Annotated in this window: 24 protein-coding genes; 8 read left to right on the top strand and 16 right to left on the bottom strand. The window is 30.0% G+C overall.

The window, feature by feature from the left end:
- Window positions 1–385: 385 nt before the first annotated feature.
- The 6 genes from PQF96_RS28665 to PQF96_RS14665 form a co-directional block, all read right to left on the bottom strand.
- Window positions 386–589: a DUF7220 family protein gene (locus tag PQF96_RS28665; RefSeq protein WP_109437642.1), complete on the bottom strand. Its 204-nt coding sequence runs from the start codon at window positions 587–589 to the stop codon at window positions 386–388.
- A complete protein-coding gene (locus tag PQF96_RS14645) occupies window positions 579–1301 on the bottom strand; it encodes a metallophosphoesterase family protein (protein WP_271767040.1) in 723 nt (240 codons plus the stop codon). Before PQF96_RS14645 ends, PQF96_RS28665 begins: the two co-directional genes overlap by 11 nt.
- A gap of 73 nt (window positions 1302–1374) precedes the next feature.
- Window positions 1375–2226: a helix-turn-helix transcriptional regulator gene (locus PQF96_RS14650; RefSeq protein ID WP_109437640.1), complete on the bottom strand. Its 852-nt coding sequence runs from the start codon at window positions 2224–2226 to the stop codon at window positions 1375–1377.
- Window positions 2227–2337: 111 nt separating this feature from the next.
- Complete coding sequence (locus PQF96_RS14655) at window positions 2338–2691, bottom strand: SPW repeat domain-containing protein (RefSeq protein WP_109437639.1); 354 nt, start codon at window positions 2689–2691, stop codon at window positions 2338–2340.
- A gap of 257 nt (window positions 2692–2948) precedes the next feature.
- Window positions 2949–3245, bottom strand: coding sequence for a putative quinol monooxygenase (locus PQF96_RS14660; RefSeq protein ID WP_271767043.1), 297 nt, complete (start codon window positions 3243–3245; stop codon window positions 2949–2951).
- Between the two features lie 10 nt (window positions 3246–3255).
- Window positions 3256–3855 carry a nitroreductase family protein gene (locus tag PQF96_RS14665; RefSeq protein WP_271767045.1) on the bottom strand — a complete coding sequence of 200 codons (600 nt, stop codon included), beginning with the start codon at window positions 3853–3855 and terminating at the stop codon, window positions 3256–3258.
- A gap of 105 nt (window positions 3856–3960) precedes the next feature.
- Here PQF96_RS14665 and PQF96_RS14670 point away from each other — a divergent pair, with 105 nt between their 5' ends.
- The 3 genes from PQF96_RS14670 (at window position 3961) to PQF96_RS14680 (ending at window position 7334) form a co-directional block, all read left to right on the top strand.
- Window positions 3961–4296, top strand: coding sequence for a winged helix-turn-helix transcriptional regulator (locus tag PQF96_RS14670; RefSeq protein ID WP_143918258.1), 336 nt, complete (start codon window positions 3961–3963; stop codon window positions 4294–4296).
- A 534-nt stretch (window positions 4297–4830) separates the two neighbouring features.
- A complete protein-coding gene (locus PQF96_RS14675) occupies window positions 4831–6507 on the top strand; it encodes an AraC family transcriptional regulator (RefSeq protein ID WP_271767046.1) in 1677 nt (558 codons plus the stop codon).
- A gap of 185 nt (window positions 6508–6692) precedes the next feature.
- Window positions 6693–7334: a hypothetical protein gene (locus PQF96_RS14680; protein ID WP_109437635.1), complete on the top strand. Its 642-nt coding sequence runs from the start codon at window positions 6693–6695 to the stop codon at window positions 7332–7334.
- 55 nt (window positions 7335–7389) lie between these two features.
- Here PQF96_RS14680 and PQF96_RS14685 read toward each other — a convergent pair whose 3' ends face one another.
- The 3 genes from PQF96_RS14685 to epsC form a co-directional block, all read right to left on the bottom strand.
- A complete protein-coding gene (locus tag PQF96_RS14685; RefSeq protein ID WP_271767049.1) occupies window positions 7390–9435 on the bottom strand; it encodes an alginate lyase family protein in 2046 nt (681 codons plus the stop codon).
- A gap of 171 nt (window positions 9436–9606) precedes the next feature.
- Window positions 9607–10491 carry a cysteine synthase CysM gene (gene cysM / locus PQF96_RS14690; RefSeq protein WP_271767050.1) on the bottom strand — a complete coding sequence of 295 codons (885 nt, stop codon included), beginning with the start codon at window positions 10489–10491 and terminating at the stop codon, window positions 9607–9609.
- Complete coding sequence (gene epsC, locus PQF96_RS14695; RefSeq protein ID WP_109437868.1) at window positions 10491–11282, bottom strand: serine O-acetyltransferase EpsC; 792 nt, start codon at window positions 11280–11282, stop codon at window positions 10491–10493. Before epsC ends, cysM begins: the two co-directional genes overlap by 1 nt.
- 313 nt (window positions 11283–11595) lie before the next feature.
- On the opposite strand from epsC, the gene PQF96_RS14700 reads away from it, so the two are divergent.
- From PQF96_RS14700 to PQF96_RS14715, 4 genes are all read left to right on the top strand, one after another.
- A complete protein-coding gene (locus PQF96_RS14700; RefSeq protein WP_109437632.1) occupies window positions 11596–12015 on the top strand; it encodes a CBS domain-containing protein in 420 nt (139 codons plus the stop codon).
- Between the two features lie 187 nt (window positions 12016–12202).
- Window positions 12203–12883, top strand: a complete 681-nt coding sequence (locus tag PQF96_RS14705) for a DUF2461 domain-containing protein (protein ID WP_271767052.1) — start codon at window positions 12203–12205, stop codon at window positions 12881–12883.
- 93 nt (window positions 12884–12976) lie between these two features.
- On the top strand, window positions 12977–13966 hold the full coding sequence (gene gap, locus PQF96_RS14710) for a type I glyceraldehyde-3-phosphate dehydrogenase (protein ID WP_271767053.1): 990 nt from the start codon (window positions 12977–12979) through the stop codon (window positions 13964–13966).
- 7 nt (window positions 13967–13973) lie between these two features.
- A complete protein-coding gene (locus PQF96_RS14715) occupies window positions 13974–14324 on the top strand; it encodes a hypothetical protein (RefSeq protein ID WP_271767054.1) in 351 nt (116 codons plus the stop codon).
- 19 nt (window positions 14325–14343) lie between these two features.
- Here the strand turns inward: PQF96_RS14715 and PQF96_RS14720 are convergent, their stop codons facing one another.
- Entirely contained in the window at window positions 14344–15423 is a 1080-nt protein-coding gene (locus tag PQF96_RS14720; protein WP_271767055.1) for a sensor histidine kinase, read from the bottom strand.
- Window positions 15407–16195: a LytR/AlgR family response regulator transcription factor gene (locus tag PQF96_RS14725; protein WP_271767057.1), complete on the bottom strand. Its 789-nt coding sequence runs from the start codon at window positions 16193–16195 to the stop codon at window positions 15407–15409. The genes PQF96_RS14720 and PQF96_RS14725 overlap by 17 nt, the downstream gene beginning before the upstream one ends.
- A gap of 219 nt (window positions 16196–16414) precedes the next feature.
- Here PQF96_RS14725 and PQF96_RS14730 point away from each other — a divergent pair, with 219 nt between their 5' ends.
- On the top strand, window positions 16415–17548 hold the full coding sequence (locus PQF96_RS14730) for a T9SS type A sorting domain-containing protein (RefSeq protein ID WP_271767058.1): 1134 nt from the start codon (window positions 16415–16417) through the stop codon (window positions 17546–17548).
- Window positions 17549–17672: 124 nt separating this feature from the next.
- Here PQF96_RS14730 and PQF96_RS14735 read toward each other — a convergent pair whose 3' ends face one another.
- From PQF96_RS14735 to PQF96_RS14755, 5 genes are all read right to left on the bottom strand, one after another.
- A complete protein-coding gene (locus PQF96_RS14735) occupies window positions 17673–18425 on the bottom strand; it encodes an SDR family NAD(P)-dependent oxidoreductase (protein ID WP_109437626.1) in 753 nt (250 codons plus the stop codon).
- A gap of 41 nt (window positions 18426–18466) precedes the next feature.
- A complete protein-coding gene (locus PQF96_RS14740; protein ID WP_271767061.1) occupies window positions 18467–18760 on the bottom strand; it encodes a hypothetical protein in 294 nt (97 codons plus the stop codon).
- Window positions 18761–19009: 249 nt separating this feature from the next.
- Window positions 19010–19759 (bottom strand): SDR family NAD(P)-dependent oxidoreductase, encoded by a 750-nt coding sequence (locus tag PQF96_RS14745; protein ID WP_271767063.1) that lies wholly within the window; start codon window positions 19757–19759, stop codon window positions 19010–19012.
- A 65-nt stretch (window positions 19760–19824) separates the two neighbouring features.
- On the bottom strand, window positions 19825–20406 hold the full coding sequence (locus PQF96_RS14750; RefSeq protein ID WP_143918687.1) for a TetR/AcrR family transcriptional regulator: 582 nt from the start codon (window positions 20404–20406) through the stop codon (window positions 19825–19827).
- An 80-nt stretch (window positions 20407–20486) separates the two neighbouring features.
- The gene (locus PQF96_RS14755; RefSeq protein WP_271767065.1) at window positions 20487–21014 is read right to left on the bottom strand and encodes a GNAT family N-acetyltransferase; all 528 of its coding nucleotides are present in this window, start codon (window positions 21012–21014) and stop codon (window positions 20487–20489) included.
- Window positions 21015–21066 lie beyond the last annotated feature (52 nt).

A 21066-nucleotide genomic window follows, 5' to 3' on the forward strand; every position in this document is an offset into this window, starting at 1 on the left:
GGTTTCTCTAGATTTAGAAAAGAATCAGAATATAATTAACAATATTCTACCAAGGTATTGATCTGACTTATGGGTATAGGTATACCGGATATAAGTTAAAATAGATACAAATCTATATCACTTTGTGACTAGTCAGATAAAATGGAAAAAATGTAGAATATTAAAATACCTATTTCAATTAAAGTTGAAATAGGCATAAATATCGCTTGTCAAGAAAACGGAAAGTTTAATTAGATTTTTCATGTAATAAGAGGATTTAAGTTGGTATTTCAAATCTAATATTATAAAACTTGAAAGTTTGTTAGCTAGCTAACAAATTATTTACATAATCCTGTTATATCTTTTATTAGTAATTGAAACCAATTTTTGAATCCTAATCATGTATTTACTTCTGATTAAAATATCGCCTAAGAAAATAATTTCTTAGTATGCTTAAAAAGGTTAAGTATATTGTTAAGATTACATTTTTTCCAGAATCATTTTCTATTCCCAGTATTGGAAATATAATATGTAGTGAAATCATAGTGATAAAAAAACCAACAGTAACATTAACTAAGCTTTCTATAAGCGACTGTTTTTTAGTTTGCATCGCTTAAAAGTTTAATTGTTGAAGATTGATGATTTTTTTCCAACTCAATAATTCTGTAACCAAAAATAGAAGTGTTTATTTCTATGGTATTTGGGTTTTTCTCAACTTGAAAGGAAACAGCGGGAGTTATGTTCTGAGTGATGTTTTTGTAGACAACTTTACTTTCCATATGATAGTGGCCACAAAAAATAGTAATCTTATTAGGATAACTTTCTAATATGGACAGTACGGCGTCTCTATTTTTAAGCTTTCCTATATTATCAACTTCTAAATTCAAACCGATTACAGGGTGATGCATGAAAATGATGATGAACTTTAGCGAAACAAGTTCTTTTTCAAGCCAAAATAGTTGTTGGCTATCAATTATACCTTCAGAAGAATCTAAGTATATGAATTTATATTCTTCTTTCTCCACACTACTATACAATTTTAGAGAATCGTAATGCGCTCCTTTACCATAATATTTAGAAATTTCGGTAAATGAATCATGATTGCCAAGAGTAATGGATAAAGAGATCGTTTTAAGTTGTCCGAAGAAATAAGATACTCCTTCATTTTCACCAATATCACCCGTACAAATTACTTCTGTGATTTTTTCATTTTTTATATCCTTTACAATGTCATCGAGTCGTTTTCTTGTTGATATACCATTTTTTGAAGGTAACTCTTCATCCAAATGTAAATCAGTGATATGTGCTAATCTAATAGGCATAAATCTTTATTTTAATTAAGAAAACAAAAGTACCTATGCGGTTGATAATGTATTTATAGAATCTTGCAGATTTCTATACATTATTTCGATACTGAGTTGGAGAAGAACCTATATGCTTTTTAAATGTATTTGAAAAATAGGAAATGTTATCAAAGCCGCACTCAATAGCAATTTCAAAAATAGAACATTTAGAATAACGTAATCTATTCTTTGCTTTTTCTAAACGGATAGAAGTGAGATATTCTAAAGGGGTAATTCCGTTAATTTCTGTAAACAATCGATGTAAATAATATTTACTAATTCCAATATTGCTACTGATTTTTTCTAGTGAAACAGTATTACTTATATTATCATTTAAATATTCCTTAGCCAAAGAGACCCTTTGAAAGAGCTCTTTTTTTGTATTGTGTTTAATTATTTTTAATGCCGAAAATTTATGATCAATATTGATTTGTTCCTGAATAATTGTTTCAGAAAGTCGAATAAACAAATGATCTATTTGATGTTTGAAAGTAATGGAGTCTTTCTCATAAAGATGAGTTATTTTTTCCAATAGCAGACTTACGTTATTATTGGTTTGTTTTTGAATTACTTCTAGAAATTCAGGTTGAGGTTTAGTATTGGTATGATAACTATATACTTCATTGATGAGTTTAGGTGACAAGAAGAATGACAATCCTTTTGTTCCTCTTTTTGCGTTTGTAGTAATTCTACTATTGTTATTTAAAATTAAATATTGATTTTTTGATACCTCAATATTTTGATTATTAAAGCTATAATGTTTTACACCTTCTATGACATATTTTAACGTATATGTAGAATCATAAGATATAGAAATATCATCAGAGTGATTAGAATATAACACCTTATTTTCTAACTGATTTGAAAATTTTGGGATATCTATTACTTCTTCAAGTTTTACCATAAAATTAGAATAATGTAACCTCTATATTCGAAAAGTAATTTACAAAATAAAAATATAGCGACTTGAATTGTAATTCAAACCGCTATTGTCTATATATATTGTGAGTCAATACTAAACAGCTAGTTCTGGTTTATGTAAACTCACAACGCTTAATACAGCAATACCATTAATCCAATAATAGTACGCATCTATTCCTTTAAAAGAAAAAATAAATGGTGCTAGTATAAAAACTATAGCCACCAGGAAATCTACGATTAAATGAGCTTTGTATGAAATAACTCGTACTATTCCTAAATGATGATCCGTTAATATTGTTAAAATTAGTGCTGCTATTCCAGTGGCAATAGAAAGCCAAAATGCAAATGGGTTAGATGCACCTAGACCTAGTAAAAATGGAAGTATAATTAATGCAATTGCTACTGGATAATCTAAAAAAGCATGTATTCTTTTGGTTACAAATTTCATAATTCTAAATTTTAGTGATTAATACACTACAAAGATGAAGTAGAATTAAAGCTTTTTAGGTACAAAAAAAGGACTAAAAATTGCACTTTTTGATTTAAATGGATTAGAAGGAGTGTACTAAAACACTTTATAATAAGAGATTGTTGTAAACCAAAAAGATTTGATGGACTTGATTTAAAACTGTGATAGCAGAAAAGAACTACATTTTAAAATGTAGTTCTTTTCTGCTATTTTTATATGTTGTCTGTGTGTGGTTATTATCCGATATGGGACATTTCATTGAGAATAAATTCTTCGACAGCACCATCAGTTGCTTTTATATACTCAGCCAAATGGGTGTTATTCATATGCGTTTGCCATAGTTCTCTGCTTTCCCAATTTTCATAAAACAGAAATAAGTTTTTATTTTGGTTGTCTTGATGCAGGTCATAATTAATACATCCTTTTTCTTTTCTTGTGATGTCGATAAGCTTTATTAGTTCATTTTTGACTAATTCTCTCTTTTCATCTTTTGCTAAAATTCTGGCTATGATTGTTAACTTTTGATTTTCCATTCTTTCTATTTTATACTGTTGTAATAACTTTGTTGATGTCTCTTCTTGATTTTGGATTTTTGCTTGGTTGATTAAAATCTTCTTTGTCTCTATAGCCAATTGCGACAGCCATAAGGGTGGAGTAGTCTGTCTGATTTAAGATTTTGTCATAGTTTTTTGGTTCAATTCCCTCCATTGGTGTTGCATCAATTCCCATTTCAGCACAAGCGCTCAATAAAACACCCAAAGCTAAATAAACTTGTCGATCAAACCAGGCTTTTATTTGCTCCTTGGATTGGGGCTTTATAAATTCTTTATAATAATCAACTGCACCTTTTGGCAGTTCTTGATCAATTTGTTTTTCGAATACATCTATATTGTTAATACTACTAAATACCACAACAGTATCACTATCAAGAACCTTGTTTGTGTTTAACCACGAAACTTTTGAAAGTTTTTGTTTTTTGTCATTATCTGAAACAAAAGTAAATTTCCAAGGTTGACTGTTTATTGAAGAAGGACTTAAATGTAAAATCTCCTTTAATTCCTGAATTTTTTGACTTTCAATTTTTTTTGTTGCGTTATATTTTTTGGTTGTGTAGCGTTGCTGCATTGATTCTAGAAAGCTCATATTCTATATTTTAATTTAACTATACTAATTATAGTTGCAAAATTAAGTATAGTATTATAGTTTTGCAATAACGGTCAAAAAGGATAGTTTAATTTTATATGAGTTATGCATAAATTTAATGGAAGACAATACCCTTGTTGTGCAAGCCTAACAATGGGAATTATTGGAGGAAAGTGGAAAACAGTAATCTTATTCTACTTAATGGGAAAAACGTTACGTTACAATGAGTTAAGAAAGAAAATGCCAACAGTAACCGAACGAACTTTAAGTTTACAGTTAAAGACTTTGGAAGAAGATGGAATTATTAAAAGAAAGGTTTACACTTCAAAACCTCCTTTAAGAGTAGAATATTCTTTAACAGATTTTGGTAACACTTTAATTCCGTTAATTCAATCTATTGCTGACTGGGGCGACTATGTGGTTGAAAATTATTCGAAATAAGTGTTCCAATTAACTTGCTATTCATATTTTAAAAGGTCATTAAAATTGAAAATTTTATTTGATTTACATTATCTATTGACTTACTATCTAAATTTTTATTTTTTGATTTGATTGTTTTAGTTGGTGAGCTATTTTTATATGTAATTAACTTAACCAGCATATGTTATAATTTACCATAATTAATAAATTATAACATACATCCTTATTAGAAGGATTTATAATTATTTGTAAAAGGTGTGTTACATATTTATTGCTATTGAACTATACTACATTGATTTTGAGAAAACATAAATAGGATGAGAAAAGTCTTTTATTATGACAATATTAATAAAACACTTTATTCATTCTTATAAAACAATAAGAACCCTTAAAGAATAATTACAAACATACTTTAGAACGGTAATTCTTCGTTATTACGAGTAGATAGAACAATGTGCTATGAACAAAAAAGATTAATATTTTTCTTTAAAAACATCATATTTCGTAGTACATTTAATAAGAAAAGAGATTATATTCTCGATAGACATTTGTATAATGAAGACCCTCTTTTATTTACGTATTCTTTACTGTTTTAGTCTTACTATTACCTTTGCCCAAGATAATATTGATTCAATTCCAGCATTACATAATCAAATTGTAGTTTCACCTCAAGATAGTATAAATAAATACAAAAAATTATCAAGAGAAGCATATGGCAGAGGAGATTTAAAAGCTTTTAAAGAATATACAGATACCGTTTTAGAAATTGCTATATCTAATGATCTGGGCGAAATTAGGGTTAGATCCTTATTAAATCTGGCTATATATTATCAGCAAACTGATCAATATGAGCAATCGTTATCCAAATATTTTGAAGCTGAAGAGTTTGTTAAATCATTACCAGAAAAAGATTATTTAACATTATTGATTAAGGTAAATTTAGGGAATTTATACAACGCTATCGGAAATTATGATATGGCATCGAGTACAATGAAAAATGTCATTAACCTTGCTGAAAGTGTTGAAAAATCTGAAGAGTTTGTTTTGGTAGCCAATAATACATTGGGTACAACCGCCTTACATCAGAAAGATTTTTTAGGAGCTCTTGAGTATATGAAAAAAGTAAAAGACTTTGGAGTAAAGAATAATCGTAACGAGGTTATTATTAGAGCAATGATTAATATTTCTGATTGTTATTTAAAATTAGATCGCTATCAGGATGCTATTGATAATAGTACAGAGGCATTAAAACGTTTTACCCCAAAAGAATCTATAGAAAGTAAGGCTTTGGCTCAATTAACTATTGCTGTAGGATGTATTAATTTAAAGAAAGATTCAGAAGCTTTACCATATTTAAAAGAAGCAAAAGAAATAGGCATTTCGGGTAATTTTCTAAAAATAAAGATGGATTCTCATCGATACCTTGCTCAAGCTTATGAATCATTAGATAGCATACAAAAATCATTAGAAGAACAAAAAGCCTTTACAAAAACTAGAGAGCAATATCTTAAGACATTATCTAAGGCAAAACGATTAGAAATAGAAAAAGAATCAAAAACAAAGTCAACTATTATAGACAAACAAAAAGCATCTATTGCATTTTTAAGTAAACAAAAACAATTCTATATTTTCTTAGGGGGTGTATTGGTCATTTTATTAATAGTGTTTGCCATTATGTATTGGAATAAAAGAATGAAATTAACCAGAGAATCCTTGCAATTTCAAGATGATAAAACTCTTTTAGAAAATGAAAATGAAGCATTAAAGGATAAATTGAATGAATTAGCCATAAAAATTCAAGCACAAGAAACAATTGAAGAAAATACTAAATTATCATCACACAAAAAGGCTACGATTACCTTACAGGATCAAGAAAAATACATGAAACGTATTTTAGATTATATGGAGGAAGAAAAACCTTATTTGGATCATGAAATTAAACAATCAGATATTGCAGATAAGTTAGCCATAAGCACACATCTTTTCTCAGAAATATTAAATGTTTGTTTTCATAAAAACTTCAATAATTTTATAAATTTATATAGAGTAGACAGTGCTAAGCAATTGATGAAAAACCCAGACTATAAGCATTATAAAATTCTTGCAATAGGTTACGAAGCCGGTTTTCCTAGTAAAACCTCCTTTAATAGAGTATTTAAAAATTTAGTTGGACTTACTCCTTCAGAGTATCAAAAAAAGAACATACCTTCTATTGATTTAGAAAATGCATAATTTTTATACTCTATTGGTATACATGCTTTTATATCAATATTTCTTTGTGATTGGTAATTTTATATTATAAAAAAAGGAGTTCCATATTATAAATTGGAACTCTTTTTTTATGGTACTCACTTACATTTGAAATCTAATTAATGGACAATAAAATTAAGAAAAGTATCAAGTTAAATATATAAGGTATGTGGATATCGGTTAAGGAAAATCTAATAGAAGAACGTTTTTTTGAACTAAAAACAGGTAATTGTTCATCTGGTAATGTTGTTCTTCAGTTAATAAGACGAGATGCTAGAATTTCCTTTTTTCTTTTTCCAAAAAAGATAACAAATCTCATATGCCAAGATACCGGAAAACGGGTGAAAAAATCCCAATGGAGTACAGAAATAGTGAAGACAGCAGAAGAAATGAAAAGAAATCTAAAAGTTCCTTCATGGGGGTATTGGAGCTTTGGTATTATTGCTTTAACAATTCTTCTTGCTGTTCCTATTGGGTTTTATTTAGAAGTTAAAGATAGTATAGGTGCAACTAGATCTTTTATGACTGAAAATAACCAACAAAAAAAGTTTATTTTACAAACTTTGGATATTGGAGATTTAGTAGCTACTTCAGATAAAGTATATATAATCTCTGAAATGACAGATAAGCATGTGAAATTAATAGAAAGTGAAATTCCGGCAAAACCAGAAAATTATACAGAAGGCCTATCTAATGAAGAATATCCCGCAGCTTCTTTTACAGGAGAAGAAATTCAAGTATTACGAATAATATTTGTTACTGCAAGAGTATCCAATACAGATCAAATTCTTAATATTCTGGATAATTAAGTTGTAAAAAACAAATACCTTTTCTTTAATATATAGAAGAGTATGACTTTTTATTTCATTTTTTGATTAAAGCTGCTTTTGTACTATTGTAAAAAGGAATATTGACTTGATATTGATATTGTTTAGATTTTACTTCAATTTTAATTTGACTATTGTCTTCAGCTATTATTTTTGGTTTTAATAATTGGAGCTTATTTTTTGAAGGCTGAAGTATCCAAACTAATGTTTTGTTGGCTTTAATTGTAGTACTATATGAGGTTGCTGTATTAGGTTCAAACTGGTTATACATTGAGCTATACCATCCTTGGGGGCTAGGTTTTTCTCTTCCTTTAATTTGGGTAATTTTAAAATCCTGATACCCCACCGGAATTATTGCTAAATTTCCTTTTTCATGATTTGTTTTTACGATTTTATTTTCTTGTTCTACAATACATTCTGGATGCCAATGCCATAGGGTTTCGATTTCTCGCGGTCTATCAGTAATAATTTTATCTACTACAATCCAAAAATCACCACGAATATAAAAGATGGATCGATTATGTATTGCTTTGCCTTGGATATCATTAAAAACATTAAAAGACCCTGTAGCGTAATCAAATTCGTCAGTGATTTTATAGGAAGCAGTATCCAATGGCTTTTCTGTAACCGAAGGACCTTCTCCTTGTCCTTTATGATCAATTAAAACGGTATTATGGCCAGCACTGCTTTGTGCGTAGGATCTAAATTTTTTTGCTACTTCTCCTGTATACGCAAATCTACCCGAATCTACAAGCAGATCACGCCCGTATGCAGATACCGAAATATGTAATTTATCATTATGTTGATGTGTAGCTCCCCATGGACCAACATCAAAAAAGGACCAATGTGCATCTTTATCAAATCCATTCCTTGATATCAACTGACCAGCCCACGGGAAAAAATATGATAAGGTAGAGGGAGCTATTCCTGTCTTACCATTAGATGCTATATATTCCCAATCAGGACGGTCAAATTTTTTTGCACCTTTGAGAATATTATCTCTGTTGTACATTAAATCACCATCATTATTTAACCCACCAAAACCACTTGGACGTATAGATTTTGCAGTATAATCATACATTTTTTCTATTGTTCTTATTAGAGATGAAGGAACTTTTTTTCCTGCCAATTCACAAGTGTTTTTAAACTCTTCAAAGTTCATTAGAGCTACATAATGATAATGTGATGTTAATTCATTCTGTACTCCATCATCATAGACTTGATCTGCAATGCTTTGCGTTAATTTTTCTGTAGCATAAGACAACCACTCTTCAGATTTTTTATATTCTGGAAAACAAGTAGCAACTACAGAAAGTCCAGATAGCTCCATAGTCAACCAATTTCCACCTATGTGGTATTTGTGATTATAATCAGCATGATCAGACAAACTGCTTAATATTAGTAATTTTGTGACATCTAATAGATGTTCACTGTCTATTAAACTATAAAATATTCTAGGCCAGGATTTATTTCTAAAAGAAACTTCTAAACCACGCCATATTGCACCCCACGTTTGTTTATTAGGATACGGTTGACTTTTTATAATAAAATCTCTTAAAAAAGAATCGATATAGATGACATATTTGGGATTACCGGTATCAAAATATGCGTTCAATACTTCATCGACTTGATGGTGTCTGTTAGAAAGCCAAGCCCATTCAGCATCTTCATTTGGTCCTTTATAATACCAATCCCTATGACCATCTTTACCGTAGGGTACTTTTCCTTTAACATTCTGAATGGTAAAAACATTCTTTAATATAGTATCTGCCTGGGCTATAGTTTTATGTGTTTGTATAGGGAGTTTTTTTCGTAAATAATTTGAAGTATTTCCATTTTTATAATATAGAAGTAAGTACTCACAAGCCTTTATAACTTCGTTATTATCATATGCGTCCTTTACTTTTTCTAAACCAGGATAATTAAGGTTAATATGATCAAATATATGATGTAATATTTCGGGGTAATTGTCATTCAAATCTTTAATAGATAGAATCTCTTTCCAATTTTTTTGTGCAAGAGTATTGTCTGGAAAGAAAATAAAAACTAAAACGATTAAGATGTTTCTGATGATTATTACCATACTCTTATGTGTTTTAAATTCAGTTAAAAATTAAAAAGATAAGAATACTACTACTATAACTTATAGGTATTTTTCTATACGATATGATATAAAAAATGCTTAATACTGAGAAATATGGTAAAGGTATATTGTATTAAAGAGCCACTAGTAAGATAATAGTGAAAAAACTAGCTAATCAAACAAGTCAGAACTTAGATAACGATCTCCTCGATCACAAATAATAGCCACAATAACTCCGCTTTTTAAAGTTTTAGCAAGTTTAATCGCTGCAGTAACAGAACCACCACTGCTCATACCAGAGAATACACCTTCTTCTTTTGCAAGACGTTTAGCCATTTCTGTAGCTTCTTCCTGACTTACTTCAATTACCTGATCAACCTTATCGGGATTAAAGATTTTAGGAAGGTATTCTTTAGGCCATTTTCGTATTCCCGGAATTTTGGATTCATCTGTAGGTTGAACTCCCACAATTTGTATAGTTGTTGATTGTTCTTTTAAATATGTTGAAGTACCCATAATAGTCCCTGTAGTTCCCATAGAGGATACAAAGTGAGTGATTTTACCTTCGGTATCTTTCCAAATCTCTGGGCCAGTGGTTTTATAATGCGCTTTCCAATTATCGTCATTTGCGAACTGGTTAAGCATGATATATCCATCTTTATTCACTTTTTCTTCAGCATAGTCACGAGCTCCTTCAATGCCTATGTCAGCAGAAGTAAGTGTAACATTAGCACCATAAGCTCTCATTGTTTGTACCCGTTCTTTGGTAGAGTTTTCGGGCATTACCAGTTCAATATCAAGTTTAAAGATTCCTGCAATCATAGCAAGCGCAATGCCTGTATTTCCACTGGTGGCTTCAATTAATTTTGTTTTTTGATCGATATCTCCTCGATCCAATGCTGATTTAATCATGTTATAAGCAGCACGATCTTTAACGCTGCCACCAGGATTGTGACCTTCTAGCTTTAAATATAATTCAACATTAGGATTATCAATTAAGGAAGTGGCCTTTACCAATGGAGTGTTTCCAATAAGGTCTAAAATACGATGTGACATTAAACAACTTTTTTGATCTTGATTTCTGCTGTGTTTGAGATAATTGAATTTTCGGGAACCGAAGATGTAATCCAGGCGTTACCACCAATAGTACTATTAGCTCCAATAATCGTATTACCTCCTAATATGGTTGCGTTTGCATAAATGGTAACATTATTTTCTACAGTTGGGTGCCGTTTTACATTACGAAGTTTTCTATCCACATAAAGTCCACCAAGAGTAACTCCTTGATATATTTTTACATTATCCTTTATAATTACAGTTTCTCCAATAACAATACCTGTAGCGTGATCAATAAAGAACGATTCTCCAATTTCTGCACCAGGATTAATGTCAGTACCGGTTAATCGATGAGAATATTCTGTCATTAATCGAGGGACCAGGGGTAGACCAAATTTTAATAGCTCATGGCTTAATCTATAAATTGCAATAGCATAAAATCCAGGATACGCCATATAAATTTCTTCGATAGAATTAGCAGCTGGATCACTTTTCATAAAAGCTTGAGCATCAAGATTCAATTTTTCTAATATCTTAGGTAATTTTTCTAGATAAGATTGCCACAACTTACTACATGGTCTTTCTGTTTCCCAGCAAGCAAGATCAACGAGTTCTTCAAATGTTTGTTCGAGTAGGTCGATATTTTTAGCAACTTCAGTATCGGTATCAAACAAAGTATAGAAAAGTAAATTTGTAAAATATTCTGTTCTTTCTTTTAGTTTTAGCTTTAAATTTGGGTTCTTTTTTTGTTCTTCGATCTTTGCTATAATCTGATCTCTTTCTTTGGTCATCATAGTTCTTTTAAAAACTCTAGTAAATATATAGAATAAAGAATAACATGAGTCCTTATAAGTTGTAAATCCTTACATTTTTCAGATAATTATAACAATCCGTGGTTTAAATTTGTATTTATCCATAAAAATAGGTTAAAAAACAAGAAGAATCTGTAAAGCAAATACGCTTGTATAAAAACTTAAAAAAGAAATATCTTCAGTTTAAAAATTTTTCTTGACGTGTTCCCTTTCCTTTTATTTCAACTGATATTTATCATAATTTTTTTGAAAACATGATCCTAAATTTGATTGTAAATTTAAACTGATTACAATGAAAAAAAGAACTCCCATTTCCAAAATAATGACTAGTGATGTTATCACATTAAACAGCACTAATGGTTTAGAAACAGCAGAAATGTTGTTTAAGAAAAATAAAATTCGCCATATCCCTGTAGTTAAAGGGGATGCTGTTGTAGGGATATTAAGTTATACAGATTTACTTCGTATAAGTTTTGTAGATACGGTTAATGAATTTGAACATGAAGTAGATACTGTCGTTTATAAAATGTTCACTATTGAACAAGTAATGGCAAAAAATCTTGTAAGTGTAAATTCTGACACGACGATTAAGGAAGTAGCAGAAATATTATCTGAAAGAGAATTTCATGCATTACCAGTTATTGATAATGACAAATTAGTGGGAATTGTGACTACTACCGATTTAATAAACTATTTATTAGATCAATTTTAGATACTTAAAATTTTATGTTTATAATACTGATACTAGTAAGTATGTAGTGTGAACTATACTTTTTCTTTTATTGATGTTTTACTTACGGGTTGTAAAGAAGGGAAATGATGGTACACATTCCATAAATTTTAGTTAAACTTCAATTCAGAAGATAGATTTTAGTAATTTTAAGTTTCAAAATTAGTATATGAGTACCATACCAAAATCGTCATTTGAGTTTTTAAAAAATCTAAAGAAAAACAATCATAAAGATTGGATGACCGAGAACAAGAAAGAATACCAACGTAATGAAAAATTATTAAAAATATTTTATGCCGAGGTTGCGGAGAGATTAAATGAAAAAGATGAAATTGAAAAAACTAAGGTTTTTAGAATCAATCGAGACATTCGTTTTAGTAAAGATAAAACACCATATAACGTACATCGTAGTGTAAGTTTTAGTAGATCGGGAGCACATAGGAGAGGAGGTTATTATCTGCGATTAGAGCCAGGTAATTCTTTGATGGCAGGTGGTTTTTTTGGCCCTCAACCTGCTGATTTATTAAGAATTCGAAAAGAATTTGAAATGGATGATCAGGAAATTAGAGACATATTATCCAAACCAGATTTCAAAAAAGTATTTGGAGGTTTTAATGAGGAATATCAGGTTAAAACTGCTCCCAAAGGATTTAGTAAAGATCATCCTGCTATTGATCTGATTAAGAACAAATCTTTTTTCGTTCAACATAGTTTTACAGATGATGAAGTGTTTGCATCTGATTTTATGGACAAAGTTGTATTTCATTATGAATTATTAAGGCCTTATTTTGATTATATGAGCGATGTGCTTACAACAGACCTTAATGGGGTTTCTTTATTAGATGATTAACAATTATAAATAGATACTCTTAAAACGTAATTTTCGTTCATTTATCGCGACCATTATGTAGTAATTATCACACATTATAAATCAACAAAAAATATGAAGAGAATAGCAATTAATGGATTCGGAAGAATAGGTCGTGCAGCCTTAAAAGTAATTATGGAAGAGCCAAATTTACAGGTTGTAGCTGTAAATGATCTGATGTCTATAGAGAATGCACAATATTTACTAAAATATGATAGTGTTTATGGGATTTATGATAAAGAAGTCAATGTTCATGATAATCATTTAGATGTGGATGGACAAAAAATATTATATTTTAACCAAAGGGATCCAGAGCAATTACCCTGGAAGGAAAATAACATCGATATTGTAATAGAAAGTACAGGGTTCTTTACTAACCGGGAAGATGCTGAGAAACATATTCTTGCTGGAGCTACTAATGTTGTGATATCTGGACCAACAAAGAGTAAAGATACCCCTACTGTAGTTCATGGAGTAAATACCGAAGATGGAAAAACAGCAATATTTTCTTGTGCAAGTTGTACTACTAATAATATAAGTCCGGTTGTAGAGATTTTAGGACGTACCATTGGAGTTAAAAAGGCAATTCTGAATACCATTCATGCATATACAGCTTCTCAAACCTTAGTCGATGCACCCTCAAAAAAGAACCCAAGAATGGGTAGAGCAGGGGCTATTAATCTTACTCCAACATCTACTGGAGCAGCCATAGCAACAACAAAAGCATTGCCACAATATGAAGGGAAATTTGACGGAGTAGCGATAAGAACCCCGGTTCCTGTAGGATCAGTTAGTGATGTTACTTTTGTTGCCGAGAGAAATACCAGTGCAGAAGAGATTAATGAAATCCTTCAAAAAGAAGCAAAAACAGATAGATACCTTAAAGTACTGGACGTTACTTATGAGCCTATCGTTTCTTCTGATATTCAACAAAACCCATATGCAGCTACTGTAGATGCTTCTATGACTAGGGTAGTCGATGGGGATCTTGTGAAAATAATGATATGGTATGATAATGAATGGGGATTTACAAATCAAATGATTCGACAAATATTAGAATTGTAATGTATCAATGATTCCTTATGATTTTATATTAGAAGCTTTATATCCACTTCAATTAAGACATCATAAAATGTTTGGAGTGGATGCTTTTTATTATGGAGAAAAGATTGTTTTTGCTTTATGTGAAAAAGAAGAAAATCGTCATGATAATGGTGTGTGGATCGCTACCAAAATGAAGTATCACGAAGAGTTAAGGAAGCATATAAAAGATGTCAGGATTATAAAAAATTTCGGCCCTAAAACATGGATGCTATTACCCGCGGATTCTGATTATTTTGAAGAAGGATGTAATCTAATAGCAGAACTTATTAAATCAAATAGTTCGCTTATAGGTAATGTTCCAAAACCTAAAAATAAATGAGATACTAAGAAGTTTTGTTTTATACGATTGGAAGCGTTATAATGGTTTCTACACCTTTATTATTAGGAATAGAAGAAAGTATAAAATCAAAATTAGTATCGTATAGTGTCTGCAGGCGATCTTTTATATTTTTTAAACCCATACCATTTGAAGGTTTTTGCGAATCTAAAGCCTTTCCATTATTTATTATATGAAGCCTAAGGGAGTTTTCCCTTTTACTTATGTTTAATTGTACCTTAAGATTTGTTACGTCATATGAGTATCCATGTTTCAATGAATTTTCTATAATAGGTTGAATGATCATTGTTGGAATGAGTACATTTTCAATTTCTTTTTCAATAGAAATATCGATAGATAAATGATCAGAAAATCTAATCTTCATGATATCTAGATATTTATTAAGTATGGTTAGTTCTTTATCAACAGTAATAAGGTTTTCATCTTTTAGAATTAATAGTTCTCGCAATAAGTCTCCTAAGTACATAATCATATCTTGAGCTTTCTTTTGATCTTCTTTTATAAGTGCAGAAATACTATTAAGCGTATTGAATAAAAAATGAGGGTTTAACTGAGATTTTAGAGCTTCCATTTTCATGGTTAGAAGTTGTTGAGATAAGTATGCTTTCTGTAACTCCATTTTTGTACTTCTATTAATGTAGTAATAAGAATAAATAATACTCACAAACCCAACGTAACCTAAGAAATCACGACTTGAAAAATATATTAAGTTATAAATTATTTTATCTCCCGAAAAAGAGGTAATATCTGCTTTGGAAATCGCTATATATATTTCTCCAAACAAAGAGATAAAAAAACCATATATCCAAGACATCATAAAATGTATTATTATGATATATGACCATTTATAGTTGTAGCCTATCATAATTTTGGTTAAAAAAAGAATTAAGCAGACTATAGGGGCAACAATAAATATTGCACCAGTTAACTCTCTAATAATTATAGTAAGTAATTCAATATTTTTAAAACTTTTTTCTTCATAAAACCAAAATAAGATCACTCTTAATATGATGACTATCTTATAAGCAATTACATAGCCCATAAGGATGAAGAATAACTTTTTATCAATGTAATTTTTCATTTTTTATTCCCATTTTTACTAAAAAGTGATTTTTATGACCTTTACTAACTCTAAATTGATGATTGTCTTTCATTTTTACATCGATTGTTCCATAAGCTGAATTTATAAGTTCTTTTGTATAGTCAATATTCACAATGGTAGATCTGTGAATTCGTATAAAAGTATTAGAGTCTAGTTGCTTTAGTAAGTTTTGCATCGATTCTCTTAACAAATATTTTCTTTCTTGTGTATAAATTTCTACATAGTAGTTAGAAGCAGTAATATACAAGATAGATTCAGTATCAATAAATGTCGTTTTATTTCTAAGTGGAATCGGTATTCTTTTATTTAATGAAGAGATATTGTTGTCATCATTTTTGATATAATTAAGTAAATCACCTACTTTTTCCTGAAGCAATAGGTTTTCTTTTTTATTGAAAATTTCTAAAGCTTTTTTTACTGAAATATAAAAACGCTCTTCATTAAATGGTTTTAATAAATAATCAAAGGCAAAAAAATTAAATGCTTTTAATGCATAGGATTCAAAAGCAGTTACAAATATTATAACAGGCGTTTTTACAGAAATTCTTTCAAGAATATCGAATCCTGTCATATCTTTTAATTTAATATCTAGAAATATAAGATCCGGATTTAATTCATTAATCAGATAAATAGCTTCTCGCCCCGTTTTACAATGGCCTATTACTTCAATTTCAGAAATTGAGATTAGTAGATTTGATATTAATTTCCTCGCAAGAGGTTCATCATCAATTATCAATGCCGAAATTTTCATTATATGTTGGTGATATGGTTACAAGATTATTGAACAATGTAGTTAAAATTAATTTGTTAATTTTTTGATAATTCCATTCACATCAAAATAAAAGCTATTCACTTCAAAAAAAGGAAGGTAGACTTCATTACAAAGAAAGCATTGTCCAAAAAAGATAATTTTAAACGAAATAATTACGATAAGTCAGTAAGTTTTAATTCACTCAAAAACTATCATAAAATGAGGAAATTCTATTTTTTTATATTCATTATTTTATCTTTTACAACCTATGGCCAAAATGTAACTACGATTTTAAACTCTCCCGAAGCAGATATTGATGATGCGTTGGCTCTTGATTCTAAAGGGAACTTATATGGATCTAATTTTGTAGGGAATACAGTATATAAAATAACACCAAAAGGAGAAGTAAGTACTTTTGTAACCGGATTACAGAATCCCAATGGTTTAGCTTTTGACTCTTGGGATAATCTATTTGTTGCAGAGTATGGGGGGAGAACAATTATGAAATATGATACTAACGGAAGTCTTGTAAAAAGTTTTCCATTAGATAGCGGAATTCCATCAGGAATGATCAAATCATTATATCGCAATACTATAATTTATACAGATGTACAAGACAATGGTATTAAAGAATTATTTCCAGATGGTACGATTAAGGTACTTTATCAAGGAGCACCTCTTGATTCGCCTGTAGGGTTGGCTTTTGATCGAAGAGGAGCTCTTTATATAGGTAATTTTAATAATCGAGAGATTTATAAATTATCTTCAAGAAAAAAAGAATTAGAATATGTAGCTACGGTCCCTGATTCTGGAACAGACTTTCCTTTTCTAGCTTTTCTTGCATATGCAAATGGCTCTCTTTTTGGGACTAATTATGGAGAGCATAAAATCTATAAAATTAATCCCAGATCGATTGATGATGTAGAGATATATGCAGGTAGTTCTAATGGCAATGTAGATGGTAATATTTCTGAAGCTACATTTTCTTATCCTGCAGGAATTATTTCAAATAGATCAGGAAGTGAATTGTATGTTTCTGAGTTTAGTGGATTAGGAAATGTGAGAAAAATATCCAGAAGAAAGAGAAGGTGTGATTTTTATATAGGACTTAAAGCTTATCCAAATCCTGTTTCTGAAATATTGAATGTGGCGATTGACTCAAAGGAAAAAGGAACCTTTAAGATTAAAATATATGATCTATTCGGTAGAAAACTTGTTTTTCAAAGTGAAGAGACAAATGAAACTGAAGATATTTTAAAAACAATTAAGGTTGAAGGTTGGAAAAGAGGTTTTTACAAACTAGAAGTTTCTAAAGGAAGCTGTAAACGTTATAAGCTAATCATCGTAAGATAAGTTAATAGTAGTTCGATAATTGTGGTATTATCCAAACACACTATCAATATTGTAAACTAACATAAAAAGCTTTAAAGATATATTTAATCTAAAGCTTTTTATGTTAGTTTATAAATTATTTTTTTTAAATCTGACTCATTCCACCATCAACTTCTAATTCTATACCATTGATATAAGAAGCATCGTCGGAAACTAGAAATAATGCTGATTTGGCTATTTCTTCTGGTGTACCAAAACGACCTAATGGTACTCGTTGGGCAAAACCTTTACCCATTTCTTCGGTAATATCTTTTGGTAATCCCATTTTTGTAAAAATATCTGTAGCAATTGGACCTGGAGCAATAGAATTTACTCTTATTTTTCGGGACTTAACTTCTGATGTTAATACTCTTTGATAGGCACGTAATGCACCTTTGGTTGCAGAGTATATTCCAAGGCCATCAAAACCTCGCTGTGTAACTACAGAGTTATTAAATAAAATCGTTCCTGCATCATTTATATGTGGCAAGGCTTCTTTTATAGCTAGTATTGGCCCTTTTACATTGATATTAAATATCTCATCATAGTGCTTTTCTGTAATTTCATCAGTTGGAGTAGGTTTTAAAACAACTCCGGCATTAAGAAATAAAATATCAATGTTACCGTATGTATTGATTGCTTCCCTGATTAATCTTTTGTTATCTTCTGCTATAGATACATCTGCAGTGACAGTAATGAAATCTCCTGTAAGAGAAGCTGCTACTTCATCTAAGGCTTCCTTACGCCTTCCCGAAAGCACTACCTTAGCACCTTCTTTTAAATATAGTTTGGCTGTTGCTAGTCCGATTCCACTATTTGCACCTGTAATGATGGCTACTTTGTTGTGTAATTTTTTCATTCTATTGTTTTTAATTATAAATTTTGTTAATCGTAATTATTTCAGTTATAACAATCAAATAGAGTTGTTTTTATAGAGTTTAAGTTTGTGTTTAAAATAGGGGTGTAATTGATTATTACATTTAGAATTATTTGTCTACCTGTTTTTTTGGTATTATCAATTGTATATGTGCTCAAAAAAAAAGTAATGAACTTATCCTTTTTTTTCTGATCTTCAGATTTATGACCGGTATAAGCATTAATTTGATTTGTTTCAGAAGAAACTATTAATTCGAAGAAATTTTGTGATAGTTCTATTAACGAATACCACTTGTGATTATCATTTTCTTTTCCCATAGTATACTTTCAATAAGTTATATGCCAAATGGGAGGAGTTTGGAAATTTGATAAAGAATTCGTGAAAATTATGTAAATAATAGATTTTAAAGATTGTAATATACAAATAATGTATTTTTTATACAAAAATCTATTATGATGAGTTTTTATTAGCTATTGCATACTAGTAGAGATAAAGTGATGATTTAGAAATAGAAAAAGCTGATTATTCTTATAATCAGCTTTTTCTATTTCTAAATCATTTATTTCTTAAATCTGACTTAATCCACCATCTATTTCTAATTCTACACCATTAATATATGATGCATCATCTGAGGCTAAAAACAATGCAGATTTTGCAATTTCTTCAGAAGTCCCAAAGCGACCTAGTGGTACTTGTTGTGCAAACCCTTTACCCATTTCTTCCACTACATCCTGGGGTAATCCCATTTTTCCATATAGAGGAGTTGCAATAGGTCCCGGAGCGATAGAATTTACTCTAATACCTCTTGATTTCACTTCAGAGGTTAAAACACGTTGATATGCACGCAATGCCCCTTTGGTTGCAGAATATACTCCTAATCCATCAAAACCTTTCTGGGTAACAACAGAATTGGTAAAAAGAATAGTTCCTTCGTCATTGATATGTGGCAATGCTTCTTTTGTCGCCAGGATAGGACCTTTTACATTTGTGTTAAATAAAGTGTCATAATGTTCTTCGGTTATTTCGTTTGTTGGAGTAGGAGGAGCAATACCTGCATTAAGAAAGAGGATGTCAATTTTACCATATTTTGCAGTTGATTCTTCGATTAATCTTTTGTTATCCTCTGCTTTAGATACATCTGCTTTTATTGTAATGAAATCCCCTTCTAATTCTGCTGAGACTTCATCCAGAGCTTCTTGACGTCTTCCTGAAATGACTACTTTGGCACCTTCCTGTAAATAAAGTTTAGCGGTTGCCAATCCTATTCCGCTATTAGCGCCGGTAATAACGGCTACTTTGTCTTGTAATTTTTTCATTTTATTATTTTATGTTAAGATGTTTTATTTGAAACAATCGTTTCAAATTGATTAAAAAAAATATACTAATAAAGTACTTTAACTAAGTTTTGTATTAAATTTCTAAGGTCTTCTTCATTTTTATTCAATATTCCTGTCATTCGCAATCCTTGTATGGATGAAAATAGATAAAGCGCATATTGACTTGCAGTTTGATCTTGATTAAAAATTTTCTCCATTTGTCCGTTGTATACAATATCCTCAAGCATAGCAATCATTCTATCTTGATTTTTTTCCATGAATGCATTGATTAAAGGTTCCTGATTTGTCATTTCGGATTTACAATTTACTATCAGGCATCCTTTTTTATCATCATCAATCAATATTTCATCAAGATACATTTCAAAAATTGCATTTATCATATCAGATGCATTATGAGCGTGAATAAGTCTACTATCCATTTGTCCACCAACACTGGATTGATAGTAAGAAAGAACTTCTAAGAACATACTTAATTTACTACCAAAAGAATTATAGATACTAGACCGGTTTAAAGCAGTTGCATCCACCAAATCTTGCATAGAAGTACCATTGTATCCCTTGATATGAAATACTTCTGTGGCTCTTTGTAAAACCTGGTTTCTGTCAAATGTTTCTACTTTTGGCATTTTTAATTGAAATGATCATTTCAAAATTACGTTATATTTGGATTCAATATTGTTATTAAAATCATAATTTTTAAAAATTATTAGATTTCTAATTTCATAATGATATCCGTTTGGATTTCTGTTCCAAGCATAAATTTATGACTATCAATGGTTTTGAATCCGTTTCTTTCATAGAATCTAATAGCTCCGGGATTCTGATCCCAAACACCTAACCAAACATAATCTGCATTTTTTTCCTTAGCAATACGTATTGATTCATTTACTAATGATTGTCCAATCTTTCTACCTTGATATCTATTTAAGACATAAATTCTTTCTATTTCGAGCGGATTACCCTGCATAGACTCAGTTTGGGCATCTCCCATATTTAGTTTAATATATCCTGTTATTATATTATCTAACATGGCAAAATAGAAAAATGAATTATAGTGTTGAAGTTCCTTCGTAATTTGCTCCAGGGTAAATTTTTCATTCAGATAGCTTTGGATATTTTCCTCAGTATTGGCTGGTGGACCAAAGGCATCATAAAAGGTTTGTCTTCCAATTTTGGTCAATTTTTCATTATCTGTAAGGGATATTTTTACCAGACGTATTTCTTGAGAAATCATAAGTATAGTATTCTCAACTAAAATAACAAATAGTATTCATTTTATCAAAGTT

The organism is Aquimarina algiphila (assembly GCF_947494415.1).
Classification (GTDB): Bacteria; Bacteroidota; Bacteroidia; order Flavobacteriales; family Flavobacteriaceae; genus Aquimarina; species Aquimarina algiphila.